An 11,822-nucleotide genomic window follows, 5' to 3' on the forward strand; every position below is an offset into this window, starting at 1 on the left:
TGCCTCTCGGCGCTCGTGTGGCTTTACAGCAGCCATACCGACAGCGCGATCACGATCAGGATCACGACCGCGATCACGGCGAGGCCGAGGAAAAACTCGTCGACATGCGCGTCGGATGTGGCGGACCGCGGCGGAAGGGGTGGTGTGACCTCGCGACGTAGCGCCGCGGGTGGTGCCGCGGTCGGCGCGGGTCGCACCTCGGCGGGGGCCGGTTTCCGGTTGCGTTCGTGCTCACGGACGGTGTCGAGGTCGCCGGCCCGGACCCAGCCTGGCCGGTGACCGCCGCTCGGGTTGGTCGGCATTCCGGGTTGTCCGGGTTCGATCCAGCGGCGTCGCCCGGATAGGACTTCGCGCAGGAAGGTCGGTAGCGCCATCCCGGCGTGTTCGAGCCGCGGGGTTCCGGTGCGGGTGTCGAGGTCGAAAGTCGTGCCGTAGACGCGGATCTCGGCGAACTCGTCCAGTCCTCCGGTGCGGTCGAGCCACGGCTCGAACTCCGCGGCGCCTCGCGTACGGTTGCGGCGGTCGCCGACCTGGAAGCGAACCGTGGGCAGCGTCGCGATCGCGTTCTTGATGCTGGCGTTACTGCGGGATACGTCGTGAGCCAGGAACCAGATCGTGTCCGCGCCCTTGGCGCGGCGAGCTTCGGTGCGGTCGTTGAACGCCGTGGCCCGCAGCTGCACCTCGAGCGCGGTCGAGGGCTCGCTGACGTAGACGTCGGCGCGGGTGTGGTGGTCCTCGGGCACCGCTGTGTAACCCAGATCCCGGCACGTCCGCAAGATCCGGGCTTGTACCCACACGTGCCGTGCCGTCATCGGGCCGCCGTCCGACCCGCCAGTCCAATGCTCACACCCGGTCTTCTGCCGAGTCCCCAGCCACAGGTGCCGGACGATGTCACTGTCCGCGGACTGCGGACGTGGGAACAACTGAATCCCGCACCCCGGCTCCGGGCACACCAACGACTTCGAGTGCTCCAGCATCACCGCCCAGTCCGCGTCGTCGAACACCCACAGCGTCTCATTCGGCCGGCCACGCAATACCGCATGCCGTTTACTGGTTCCCGACAACCGCGCTACATGCACATGGCTCACACCACGATTCATAGCAGCAGCCACTGACACATTCAGCGCGCCAACACAATTCACGCTTAAGAGGTGAACGGAATCCTTACCGCTTAGGCGGTACCTCAGTACTTCCCTCTTAAGTGGTGCACCGCAACACGGCTCCGCGAGTAGGCGGGCCGCGCTTCCTCTGACGCGCGAGCTACGCCAGAGTTTGATTCCTTCCCGCAACCGTTCCCTCTTACGCGGGAACTCGGGGCGTAGCCCTCGCCTTGTGGTCCCTGCCCACCCGCGACGATCCGATCCGCGCGCCGCCACGCCCCGTACAGCGAATCCGCGCGCCCTGCACCGCCGCACCCACACCTGAATCGACCCCCGCACTGAGCGCGCCTTGGCCGCGAACGCGCCACCTCCGGTGGCGCAGCTCTAGACGTAACCTTCCCGCCTGACGCAACCCCGCTCCCAACCCTCCCTTTGTGGTCTCTTTTCTCTTTTGGTCCTTCTCTTGTCTCCCTTTGCTTTTGATCTTTTGTTCTTTGTGTTTTGTGTTGTCCTCTGTCCCTGCCCGGCTGACACTCTCTATGAACAGCGAAGCCATAGAGAGTGTCAGCCGGGCAGGGACAGAGGACGGCGCAAAACACCCAGCTCAAACGTAGTTTGAGCGTTTACCGTCCGGGACCTGTCCGGGACTAGTTTTTCCCGGACGAGTCCCGGATGACTCCCGGACAGGTCCCGGATGATTCCCGGACGAGCGACGGGCGTGCAGGCACACGAACAGGCCCGCCTGGCGGTTGCCTGGCGGGCCTGGATTCGGGGTGGCGGGGTGTTTCAGGTGGTGGGCATCTGGTTCCAGATCTGGCCGTCGAGGGTGCGGCCGTGCTGTTTGGGTGTTCGTCCGCCCCATTGCTTGAAGAAGAACGGCACGCCGGCGTCGAGGCATTGGTCGCGCAGGTCACGCACCCAGTCCGGACGCATTGCGCGGGCGCCCGGGCCGGACTCACCGCCGGCGATCACCCAGCCCAGCGCAGGCCGAGGTCGCCAGCTCGAACACCGACCGCCGCAACCGCATTCGTTGCGGTCGGCGTCGTCGGGGCGCCGGCATCCGCACCCCTCAGGGCATTTGTTCGGGAACAGGTGTGGGTCGAGGTCGATGGGTCCCAGCAGTGGCTCGCACGACAGGAACCGCACCGCGGCCGGAACGGCGCGCAGGTGGGTGATCCGCTCGGTGCTGGTCTGGTCCTCGACGGAGACACCGACCCACAGGTTCGGTGGAAACACCAAGCCTCGCTCCGTCATTCGCCGCATCCGCAGTGGCCGCTTGGTCAGTACCTGGTAGGTGTGCTGCGGTGTCGAGGCGATCACCGCGAACACTTCCCGGACGAACGACTCCGGGACACGGGCGTGGAACAGGTCCGACATCGAGTTCACGAACACCAGCCGCGGGCTACGCCAGCGCACCGGGATGTCGAGTGCCGTCGGGTGAATCGTGACCCCGAACCCGGGTCCGGAGGTGCGGGGGTCGCCGTCGGCCTGGTATTTGGCGGCACCCATGGCTTTCAACCGTTTCGCCATCGACAGCGCGTAGCAGTGATCGCATCCCGCGCTGATCCGGTCGCAGCCAGTGACCGGGTTCCACGTCGTCTCGGTCCACTCGATGCCGGTCATCGCGCATGCCTGCGGCTGGTGCCGGCATCGGAGCTGGGGTGCTGCTGGATGCTCGAAGGGGCGGTGTCGTCGACCAGTTCGGCCTCGATCACCTCGAGCTGGCCGTTCTGCGGTGTGTGGACGACCTGAAGTCCTGGATGCCGGTCGGGAGTGTGCACCACTGCTGGTGCGGGTGGTGCGGTGGCTGACGCACGGTTCGCCGGTGGTGCGTCCGCCGGTGCAGACCTGGCCCGGTCCAGCACCCGCGTGACGGTGGTGTGGGCGACGCCGACGAGCGGAGCGATCTGGCGCGACGACATGCCGCGGGCGGTGAGTTCGTGGATCAGCGCGTCGCGGTCGGTCGGTAACGGCTGCTCGGATTTCGACGCCGGGCGCTGTGGCGTCGAGGCCGACGGGTCGTGATCAGCCGCGATGCTCGCTTGGTTCTCCTTGACGCGTGGGCTGATTGACCGGATCGGTCCGCGGTGTCGTGGCTGGCGTGGGAGGTGTGCAACACGGCGGTGCGGGCGTGCGGCGCTCTGCCGTCGAGGTGGTGCAGCGACGGTGCTCGGCGCACCACCCGGTGCGCGGTCGATCGCGGCTGGTGCGTTCGGTGGTGCAGTGAGGGTGGTGCGCGTGGTCTCGGTCTGTGCGTGGTGCCGGTCGTGATGGGGCTGTGGTGCAACACCGTGCACGGGTGCTGGTGCGTCCTCGGCGGTGTGATGGTGGTGTTCGCGCAAGATCATGTGCGCCAGTGCTGCGCCCATGCCGAGCACGGCGACCGGCAGACAGGCCACGAGCACGGTCACCGGCCACGGCGCCACGGCCACGCCCGCGGCCTGCATGAGGTGGTAGACGACCTGCCCGACCGCGCCCAGAACGAGGCTGCCGAACGCCGACCACTTCGCATAACTCCGGGTCCGGTCCGAGCGCACGCGCCCCGACAGCCACACCGACAGCGCGTAGGAGGCGTAGGCCTCCATCCCGATCGGCAACGTGATCGCGGTATTGATCGTGAACTCATCGGCGATCCCCGGCAGCGGATGCACCGGCCCGAAGCCGGTCAACTCCCCCAGCCCGACCCAGCCGGACCAGATCGCCACAAACGCCGGCAATGCCAGCAGCAGGACCGGCCACGCCCGGGTCGGGCGGCCGGTCGTCTGCGCCTCGATCGCGTTCGTCGTCATGAAGGCGGGACTCCTCTCATTTCGCGTCCTGGTGCTGTGGTAAGCGGTTACGTCGCCGGTCACGGTCACGCTCCTCGGGATCGCCGGTGCTGGTGAACAGGTCGGTGAGGGTGAGGTTTTCGGCAGCGAGGCTGTCGAGCACGCCGTACTCGACACCGAACTCGGGGCGAGCACCCAGCTCGCTGCGGTGCGCGGCGAGAAATTCGTAGTAGGTGATCTCCGCGCGAACTTCCCGGCGCCCCAGGTCGGGCGGTGGCGTGGTGTCCGGGTAGGCCAGGTCCGGGTTGTTCGCGATCGTGGTCGCGGCGACCATCGCGCGGCACAACTCGCTGGCTCGTTGGTAGATCGCGGCGGTGGTGGGGTAGGTCATCTCGATCCCTTCGGTGGTGGTCGGTGCCGGTGTGCCGCGCCCGGCGCGGGGCCGGGCGCGGGAGCGGCGGTGTCCGTTCGCCGGGTTATGTGCTGCTGTGCGCGGTGGCGGGGTTGTAGACGGCGGTGAACAAGCGGGCTTTGGGGTAGTCGGGGTCGGGTCCGGTGTAGGTGACCGACAGCGCCGCACCGGTTTCGAAGTCCTCGGTGCCGGCGTTCTCGAGGGCGAGGCCGATGGCTTGTTCCATGCGCCAGGACACATACAGGTTGCGTGGCCCGCTGCTGGTATCGAGGGTGATCACCAGCTGCATGACAGGCCGGCCGTTCTCGTCGAGCTCGACTTCGTCGGGGCCACCGCCGTACTTGAGCTTGGGCTCCTCGACGATCGCGGCGATCCGCCCGTGCACCGCGGTGCCCGGACTCGTGGTCTTGGTGAACGCCGAGCTCGGTCGCGCGGCGCGGCGGAAACGCTGTCCGAAGGTAGTCATGAAAAAGGTTCCTTCCTGGGGGTGATGAAGTCGGATGGAGGTGAAAGGTGTTCAGCGGGTGCGGGTTCGGTTCACCGGCCGAGATCGCTCGTGCTGCGGCGGGGGCCGGTCGAGGTAGGGGACGGGGTCGAGTTCGGAGAGCTCGTATCCGGCGTCGAGGTGATCGGAGAGGTCTTTGCCGCCGCGGGCCTGCATCACCCGCACCTCCCCCACCCGCCCGACCAGGGAGTCGGCGACTTTGGCGGCGTGCCGGTAGCCGGGACGATCACGGTCGGCGACCACGATCACCCGGCCGGCACCGGCCAGCCAGCGCGCGTGCTCGGGGGTCCAGGACCCGGCGCCGCCGACGTTGCAGGTCGCGATCAGCCCGGCCCGGTTCGCGCGCTGCACGTCCTTTTCGCCCTCGCACACATAGACCTCACGCCCGGTGTCGAGGGCCTCCCGGATGTCGGGGAGCTGGAACGGGATCGGCGCGAAACCAGCATCCTCCCAACCGTTTCCGGTCCAATGCCGTTGATAGAACGACTTGCGGATGCCGTGCTCGTGCGGAGTGTGCACCCGGATCACCGCACCCTCGACGTGCCCGTCGGGCCACCGGTAGAGGTAGGCGTCGACCTTCTCCGGCGCCCCGGTCTGCACCCCCAGATCAGGTTTGGACAGGATCGGGAACCGCGCGGCCAGGATCGACTGCTCCACCGGCGACACCACCCCCGCCGACCGACGCCCCGGACCACCACGGGCACCGGGTGCGGCGGTGTCGCGGCGGCGCTCGGGCAGCCGGTCGAACATGTCCCGCACACCCAGGTGCCGGTTCTCGGTCGGATGCGGCAGCCGCGCAAGGACTTTCTCGTCGTCGCAGGTCGCCCAGCAGCGCACGATGGTCCGGTGCTGGCCCGGGTCATACCGCACCCCCAGACTCGGGGTGTGCGGGCGGCCGTCACCTTCATGGACCGGACACAAATAGTTCGTCCAGCGAGTCGGATCGGTGGTGCCGTGGCCCGGCCCCATCGCATGTTTCAGCGCAGTCGTGATCAGGTGATAGGACGGCCCGGCGGGCTGGTGCTGTGCCATGGCTACCGCGCTCGCAGCCGCAGCGGTCGTTCCTGCCTGCGATCGCGTTCCGCCGCGGTGAGGTCGCGGGCCTGGAGCTGGCTGCGGTACTCGACCCCGGTCACGCCGACGAAGTGCCCGGCCGCCCGGTCCTCGTCGACGCTGTCGAGGAACCGACCCATGGTTTCTGGGCGGCGCTGCCAGTCCTCATAAGCGTCGTTGAGGTAGTTCCAGTACGCGCTGTACGGACCGTCCGACCACCGCAGTTCGGTCTCGTCGGCGCGGGTGCGTTCTTCGAGTTCGGTCTCGGTCTCGATCGGGAACGTGTTATCGAGCATTGCCTGCCAGCGTGCGAAGTCGGCGCGCATCGCTTCTTCATGTTCGCGTTCCATCTCAGCGCCCCCGCTCGATCCGAGTGCGCCGCCGATCCTGGATCGGAGACGGCTTCTGGTGTGCCGGTTGCGGTTTTGTTTCTGTGGGGATCGTGTCGAGGTACTCGGTGTAGTCGGTGGCCTGTTGATCCCAGCGCGACTCCGCTTCGGTAGCGCTGATCCCGTACGCGGCACCGATCTGGTCCCAGTCGGCGCCGAAGATACGGGCGTTGATCACGTTGCCGAGCGGGTCGACGTCGGCGGCGCGCTCGATCCGGATCTTGGTCAGGTGCCATTGCGCCGACCGCGCCTGCCCTTCGGCGGTGTCGCGCTGGCTCCACTCGCGCTCCCATTCAGTGGTTCCCCACTGCGGACGGCCGAGGAGGCCATCGGCCAGCGCCGAAGTCTTGAGCGCGATCGCGGCCCTGAGTTCGTAGGCTGCCGCGGCGATTTCGGCGTCGCTCGGGGAGTACTGCTCGTTGTTGTGGTTCATGTCAGCGGGTCCTTTCGATTCGGCGGCGCACCGGCACCGCGAGTTCGTCGACGGCGTAGCCGTCACAGGCGGGCGGGGCCGCGGGTGTGCTGGCGTGTACTGCCCAGCCCAAATCGGGGCGCGGCTTGTTCTTGCGCTGGTGGTAGTTGGGCTGCGGCCGGGCGGCCGGGTCGTCGATGGCGTCTTCGTCCCATTGCCACGACCGCGCCCAGCGGTGCGCGCGTCCGTAGTCACGGGCACGCTGGGAGGGACCTGGGGTGAGTTGCATCCGAGCGAAGAGCTCGACCACGTCGCGATACCGGCCCGCGGTGATCGGCCGGTCGCCGTGCATGAGCGGCCCCATGTTGCTGGGGCGCATCCCGAGTTCGCGGGCCAACCGGGCTTGCGGCCAGCCATCGGCAACCAACGCCCGCAACCGGCGCTGCGCGCCGACCAGCGGCACCGGGGCACCGTCCGCAGCTACCTCGAGCGCTGATTCCGGCACCGGTACCGCCAAGATCCGCTCGGCGGTGGCGTGGGAAACCCACTGCGGCAGCGGCGATTCCGCGCCGCCGCGCAGCAAGTGACCCAGCACCGATCGATGCAGACCGGCGAGCTCGACGAGCCGCCGGTGACTCAGGCCGGCCTCGCGGAGCCGGGCGACGTGCTCGCGTACGGGTTCAGCGGGGGCCCGGTCCGGGTCCCACCGGCCGTAGGCCTTGTTGCGCTCCCGGGCCCGCTCGTAACACGCCCCGCACAAACCGCGCCGCAACGGCGGTTTGACCCGATCGCACCGGCCGCACGCCGGAGCGGCGGAATTCCCTTGCCCGGATTGGGTTCCCATCGTGTCACCGGCCCCGCTCGATCTCGGGACGCACTGCCTGGCAGGACAGGATGCGGGCCTGTTCGATGCTGCGCCTCTGCACCGCGTCCAGCCCACCACCCGATGCGCCGAGGGAATGTCGCAGCGTGTGGCGCACGCTGTCGGGTTCGCATTCCCATTGGCTGCGAACCGATTTCAGGAACTCCCATTCCTGCTGGTGCGGGCCGTAGTACCAGCCCTGATCGATCGCGGCGCCCTCGGTGTAGAGACGGTTGATATCGGCTTCGCTCGCCTCCGGGTGGTAGGCCATGCGGGTGAGGCGATCGAGTTCGGTGAACGCCTCGCGCATCGCTTCCTCGTGCTCGAGATACATCGCTCATCGCCCCCGCTCGACGCGCCGCCGCGTCGGACCAAAGCCCAGATCCGGCATCTCGGGGGTGAACCGGGCCGCATCCGGTGCGTTGGGTTCGTAGTCGACGGCGGAGGTGTTGCCCGACAGTTCGCGAGCCTGCTCGATGCTGCGTTGCTCGACCTCGGTGAGCTGCTGGTCGCCCTGGTGGCCCGGCACAGCGCGGTCGGCGGTGTCCCTGGTGTGCTGGGCGGCGAGGGTGGCGACCAGGTGCTCGCGCACCACGCGCAGCTGGTTCAAGGCGGCGTCGAGGCCAATCAGGGCGCGTTGCCCGGCGTGAGTGCGTGAGTTCTCGCTCAGAGTTGCCCAGTCCCCGCGTGCAGCCCAAGCTCCGAGGTCCATGCCGACCACGCTGGCCGAGGACGCGGCGCGTTCGAGATCGCGAGCGATCGCGAGTCGTTCGCGGTAGTCGTCGGTGTTGCGCAGGTCGCGATGCGCGCGCTCGGCTCTCGCCCGGTCGGCGCGGCGGTGGGCATCGGCGACGTCGACACGCATGGCTTCCTCCTGTTCGCGTTCCATGTCACCGGCTCCGTTCGATCCCGTTGCGGCGCTTACCATTGCGTTCGGGCCGGACGGTGCGCTCATAAGAGGTGTCGAGGTCCTCGGCTCGCCAGGGCTGGGTGTTCTCGCGCTGGTCGGCCGGTTCAGGATGGGCCTGCTCGCGGGAGCGTTTTTCCGCCCAGTACTCCTCGGCGCCACCGTTGGCCCACCAGTTCACGAATTCGGTGGCCTGGGGTGCCCCGATCGGGCCACCTCGGTCCTCGATCCTCTGAACCTGACGGCGAATCACCTCCGAGTCCTGGTCGGTCAGAGCGTCGGACATGTTCTGGCGCACCAGGTCTTCGAAATCGCGTCGCACCTCCTCGTGGGAGGCCTGGTCGTCGTGCAACCGGTCCCCGTTGCCGTTGCCGTGATCGCGGTTCGGGGGTGTCGGGCGATCACCACTGGGCCGCGTGCTGCCGTTGGCGCTACGCGAACGGCTGCCGTAGCGGGCGCTCTCGGGAGTCGACCGCACGAGCTTGGCGACCGCTTCGTCACGTTCGCCCTTGTACCGGTCGCGTTCCGCGGCAACCTGCCCCACCGTGAGGCTGTGTTCGCTGATCTCGTTGGCCAGGCGCAGGTTCCGGTTCTTCAACTCCTCGATCCGGGCATCCGCGCTTCCCAAGCGCCGCTTGACCTCGTCACGGTCGGCGGTAACCGCATCCAGGCCGCGTTGCAGGATCTCCACCCGGGAGGCGAGCCGGTCCCGATCGGCGGCCATGTCGGTGAGCTGGCGTTCGATCTGCGCGATCCTGGAGTTGTCGACGGTGGGGTCCGACGGTTGGGCCGGCCGCACCTGCTCGGCACGGGGTTGGCGTTCGTGTTGTTCGCGCAGGGCACCAATCTCATCGGTAACCATCCCGATCGGGCCGTCGACGTGTTCGGCGCGGTCGGGGTGGTTCCATTCGTAGATGCGGGCGCTGAACTGCCCGTCGCGGAAGTTGCTGTGCTCGTGGTAGTCACCGAGCTGCTGCACGGTCCAGTCGTAAGCGTGCTCACGTGTCTCGAAGGTGCCTGTGCGTGGCAGATCCTCACGCGCAATGCGCGGCGAACGTGGGTCTTTGACCAGCTCGATCGCCTCGGCTGGCCCTACATGCGCGGCGAACCGGTCCCGGCCTGCCGATGCCGGTGACGTGTGCTGCCGGTTCTCCCTTACCGCGTCCTGGCCCTGCGGAGCTTCCTGGACGCGTTGAGCGTAGCCGGTCTTTTCCCGGGCGACCAGTGCCCGATAGTGCAGGGCATCAATGCCTTTCACCTTGTGCGCGCGGGCGAACAACCGGCCGGTCTTCAGGTGCGGGAACACCGTGGCCGCGTCGAGCCCGTCCAGAGCGATGCCCCGCTCGGTGAGCGTCAACCGGGAATTGTCGAGGATCTTCGAGCGGAGGTAGTCCGAATGCTCGGCCAGAATCTGTGAATCACGGTGCCGGCGTGCATGATCGATGTTCGGGTTCTCCGCACGCTCGGCGACGGTGGCGGCGTGCACGCGGTAGTGATCGATCATCTGCTGTGTCCAGCCCAGATGGTGATCCCGCGCGGCCTGCTCGGCGCGGCGCTGCTCGCGCAACGCCAGGCTGATCTGTTTGCGGATGCGGCGCCGTTCCAGCCAGTGCGCGGCCTGGGCGTGCGCGCGCAGCATCTGCTGAAACGAACGGCCGAACTTCACCGCTTCGGCGATCAATTCCTCTTCGGGGCTACGGTCAGACATGTCGGTATTCCTTTCTGGGGTAGGAGATTTCAGGGCTATCGACTGCGATCGATGGGCGGCCGCTGCTGCGTCAGTTGCTGTTCGCGCTGTTGGCAGGCGTGGTCGGTGAGCTTTAACCGGCTGGCGTAGGCGCGGGCTCGGGTGAGCTGTTCGTTGGCGCGCCATAGGTTGCTGTCGGCGCTGGACAACCAGTTCTCCGTGAGCTGGGCGGCATGGAGCGGGCTGATCGGTTCGCCGAGGTTGTCGGCGTCCAGTGATCGGGGCGAGCGGCTCAGTTCGTGGTAGCGGTGCTGGAGGTCGAGCAGCTTGCTCTGAAGCTCGGCCAGCTGGTCCTGGGCCTCCCCCACCTCCCAGTACAGGTCCGACGGGATCGGCAGGATGGGTTCGTCGTTGTGGTCGGACATCGCCGCTCATCCCTCGATCTCGGTGCCGTGGCCGGCGGGATCGGGGCCGGTGAAGTCCGGGTGTGGGAACGAGCCGTAGGCCGTCGCTGTGGTCATCGGCGTATCGGCATTGAAAGGCCGGTTGCGGGCGGTGTTGACCCGGTCGAACGCGATATCGAGTCGGAGCCGATCCGCTCGCGACAGCCTCGTGCGGGCGTCCCATCCGTTGCGGCGGGTGAACTCCTGAAACAGGGCTTCGCGGTGCGGATACAGCAGCCGATGATCGGCGTGGCGGTAGGAGCGTTCCGCGTGCTCGATCTCGGCGACCAGCCCCACCAGATCCAGTTCGCGCGGGCTGGAAACGCGCTCAGGAGTACTGAGCAGGTCCGGGTTGAACCCTGCGGCGACTACGGCGTCACGTTCGGTGCGTGCGCGCTGGTCCTGCTCGCGCAGAGCGCGGTATTGCGTGTCGCGCTCTCGCCGTTGGATGTGCAGTCGTTCCAGCTCAGCGCGCTCGCCAGGGGTGAGCTGCCGCCGGGCCAGGTGCTCGACAAGGGGGTTCCACGGTTCGTATTCGAGCCACACGTAGATGGCGGCGAATGCGCTCACTGCGGTGGCGATCCCCATCGCTGCGGGACCGATAATGGTGCGGTTCATCAGGGTTTGGTTCCTTCCTGGGTTCATGCCGGCGGCTTGGCCGGTGAGGTGCGGGTGGTCTCGTGCCGGGTGCGGGCGGTACCGACGCGCTCGACCAGTCCGTGGGCGATCCCGGCGAGGGTGGTGAGCACGACCGCGAACGCGGTGCGGACGCCGCCGATGCCGGCGGCGAGGATTTGGCCGATTGAGGGGCGCAGGGCGGCGTTCCACCACAGGTAGGCCAGCCAGCCGGTGCCGTAGACGGCTAGTGGGCCGGTCACGATCGGCGGTTCACCCCAGCCCGCGAACGCGACGGCAGCGACCACAACAGCGGAGCCGCCGGCCGCCGCGCGTGCGACCTTCCGCCGCGCGGTGCGCGCCGCGGTAACGGCGTCATCGGCGGTGAACGGTTCGTCCCGGCCAGCGGGCGCGGCGGCCGCCGGTTCGGGTTCGGTGGTGACCAGGTGAAGGTTCGGCCGGGTCGGCGGCTCGGGCTCGTAGGCGGGGTCTGTCTGGGGTGGTGGGACTTTGGCGACGGCGTCGGCGAGGAAGCTGGCGAACTCCGAGGCGAGGATGTCGCCGATGGTCTTAGGTTCCTGCGACTCCGCCGGTGCCGGTGTGGGGTCGTTCGGGGTGTGGTTGTCGGGGTCGTCGTCGTTGTGGTCGGGCCGGTAGCGCATAGGGTTG

At 68.1% G+C, this 11,822-nt stretch carries 14 protein-coding genes; all 14 read right to left on the minus strand.

What is annotated here, in order from left to right; all coding sequences use genetic code 11:
- Nucleotides 1-23: 23 nt before the first annotated feature.
- Nucleotides 24-1,088: a hypothetical protein gene (locus tag ACFQ9K_RS35805; RefSeq protein WP_378721887.1), complete on the minus strand. Its 1,065-nt coding sequence runs from the start codon at nt 1,086-1,088 to the stop codon at nt 24-26.
- 798 nt (nt 1,089-1,886) lie between these two features.
- Entirely contained in the window at nt 1,887-2,723 is an 837-nt protein-coding gene (locus ACFQ9K_RS35810; RefSeq protein WP_378716414.1) for a DUF5131 family protein, read from the minus strand.
- On the minus strand, nt 2,720-3,889 hold the full coding sequence (locus ACFQ9K_RS35815; RefSeq protein WP_378716412.1) for a helix-turn-helix domain-containing protein: 1,170 nt from the start codon (nt 3,887-3,889) through the stop codon (nt 2,720-2,722). Before ACFQ9K_RS35815 ends, ACFQ9K_RS35810 begins: the two co-directional genes overlap by 4 nt.
- 16 nt (nt 3,890-3,905) lie before the next feature.
- Nucleotides 3,906-4,259 (minus strand): hypothetical protein, encoded by a 354-nt coding sequence (locus ACFQ9K_RS35820; RefSeq protein WP_378716410.1) that lies wholly within the window; start codon nt 4,257-4,259, stop codon nt 3,906-3,908.
- 85 nt (nt 4,260-4,344) lie between these two features.
- The gene (locus ACFQ9K_RS35825; protein WP_378716409.1) at nt 4,345-4,746 is read right to left on the minus strand and encodes a hypothetical protein; all 402 of its coding nucleotides are present in this window, start codon (nt 4,744-4,746) and stop codon (nt 4,345-4,347) included.
- A gap of 51 nt (nt 4,747-4,797) precedes the next feature.
- Nucleotides 4,798-5,817: a hypothetical protein gene (locus ACFQ9K_RS35830; RefSeq protein ID WP_378716407.1), complete on the minus strand. Its 1,020-nt coding sequence runs from the start codon at nt 5,815-5,817 to the stop codon at nt 4,798-4,800.
- A gap of 2 nt (nt 5,818-5,819) precedes the next feature.
- Nucleotides 5,820-6,188: a hypothetical protein gene (locus tag ACFQ9K_RS35835; RefSeq protein ID WP_378716404.1), complete on the minus strand. Its 369-nt coding sequence runs from the start codon at nt 6,186-6,188 to the stop codon at nt 5,820-5,822.
- 1 nt (nt 6,189) lies between these two features.
- Nucleotides 6,190-6,660, minus strand: coding sequence for a hypothetical protein (locus ACFQ9K_RS35840; RefSeq protein ID WP_378716402.1), 471 nt, complete (start codon nt 6,658-6,660; stop codon nt 6,190-6,192).
- 1 nt (nt 6,661) lies between these two features.
- Entirely contained in the window at nt 6,662-7,483 is an 822-nt protein-coding gene (locus ACFQ9K_RS35845) for a helix-turn-helix domain-containing protein (protein WP_378716401.1), read from the minus strand.
- Between the two features lie 4 nt (nt 7,484-7,487).
- On the minus strand, nt 7,488-7,811 hold the full coding sequence (locus ACFQ9K_RS35850; RefSeq protein WP_378716399.1) for a hypothetical protein: 324 nt from the start codon (nt 7,809-7,811) through the stop codon (nt 7,488-7,490).
- A 27-nt stretch (nt 7,812-7,838) separates the two neighbouring features.
- Complete coding sequence (locus ACFQ9K_RS35855) at nt 7,839-8,390, minus strand: hypothetical protein (RefSeq protein WP_378716396.1); 552 nt, start codon at nt 8,388-8,390, stop codon at nt 7,839-7,841.
- A 1-nt stretch (nt 8,391) separates the two neighbouring features.
- Nucleotides 8,392-10,281, minus strand: a complete 1,890-nt coding sequence (locus tag ACFQ9K_RS35860; protein ID WP_378716395.1) for a hypothetical protein — start codon at nt 10,279-10,281, stop codon at nt 8,392-8,394.
- A gap of 245 nt (nt 10,282-10,526) precedes the next feature.
- Nucleotides 10,527-11,156, minus strand: coding sequence for a hypothetical protein (locus ACFQ9K_RS35865; RefSeq protein ID WP_378716392.1), 630 nt, complete (start codon nt 11,154-11,156; stop codon nt 10,527-10,529).
- Between the two features lie 23 nt (nt 11,157-11,179).
- The gene (locus ACFQ9K_RS35870; RefSeq protein ID WP_378716391.1) at nt 11,180-11,815 is read right to left on the minus strand and encodes a hypothetical protein; all 636 of its coding nucleotides are present in this window, start codon (nt 11,813-11,815) and stop codon (nt 11,180-11,182) included.
- Nucleotides 11,816-11,822 lie beyond the last annotated feature (7 nt).

This window comes from Nocardia sp. NPDC056564 (genome assembly GCF_042793755.1).
Taxonomy (GTDB): domain Bacteria; phylum Actinomycetota; class Actinomycetes; order Mycobacteriales; family Mycobacteriaceae; genus Nocardia.

Bases quoted from the DNA above. Each gene is read 5' to 3' on its own strand.
- ACFQ9K_RS35810 (WP_378716414.1), bottom strand. From the start codon at position 2,723: ATGACCGGCATCGAGTGGACCGAGACGACGTGGAACCCGGTCACTGGC.
- ACFQ9K_RS35815 (WP_378716412.1), bottom strand. From the start codon at position 3,889: ATGACGACGAACGCGATCGAGGCGCAGACGACCGGCCGCCCGACCCGG.
- ACFQ9K_RS35820 (WP_378716410.1), bottom strand. From the start codon at position 4,259: ATGACCTACCCCACCACCGCCGCGATCTACCAACGAGCCAGCGAGTTG.
- ACFQ9K_RS35825 (WP_378716409.1), bottom strand. From the start codon at position 4,746: ATGACTACCTTCGGACAGCGTTTCCGCCGCGCCGCGCGACCGAGCTCG.
- ACFQ9K_RS35830 (WP_378716407.1), bottom strand. From the start codon at position 5,817: ATGGCACAGCACCAGCCCGCCGGGCCGTCCTATCACCTGATCACGACT.
- ACFQ9K_RS35835 (WP_378716404.1), bottom strand. From the start codon at position 6,188: ATGGAACGCGAACATGAAGAAGCGATGCGCGCCGACTTCGCACGCTGG.
- ACFQ9K_RS35840 (WP_378716402.1), bottom strand. From the start codon at position 6,660: ATGAACCACAACAACGAGCAGTACTCCCCGAGCGACGCCGAAATCGCC.
- ACFQ9K_RS35845 (WP_378716401.1), bottom strand. From the start codon at position 7,483: ATGGGAACCCAATCCGGGCAAGGGAATTCCGCCGCTCCGGCGTGCGGC.
- ACFQ9K_RS35850 (WP_378716399.1), bottom strand. From the start codon at position 7,811: ATGCGCGAGGCGTTCACCGAACTCGATCGCCTCACCCGCATGGCCTAC.
- ACFQ9K_RS35855 (WP_378716396.1), bottom strand. From the start codon at position 8,390: ATGGAACGCGAACAGGAGGAAGCCATGCGTGTCGACGTCGCCGATGCC.
- ACFQ9K_RS35860 (WP_378716395.1), bottom strand. From the start codon at position 10,281: ATGGCGCGCCAACGAACAGCTCACCCGAGCCCGCGCCTACGCCAGCCG.
- ACFQ9K_RS35865 (WP_378716392.1), bottom strand. From the start codon at position 11,156: ATGAACCGCACCATTATCGGTCCCGCAGCGATGGGGATCGCCACCGCA.
- ACFQ9K_RS35870 (WP_378716391.1), bottom strand. From the start codon at position 11,815: ATGCGCTACCGGCCCGACCACAACGACGACGACCCCGACAACCACACC.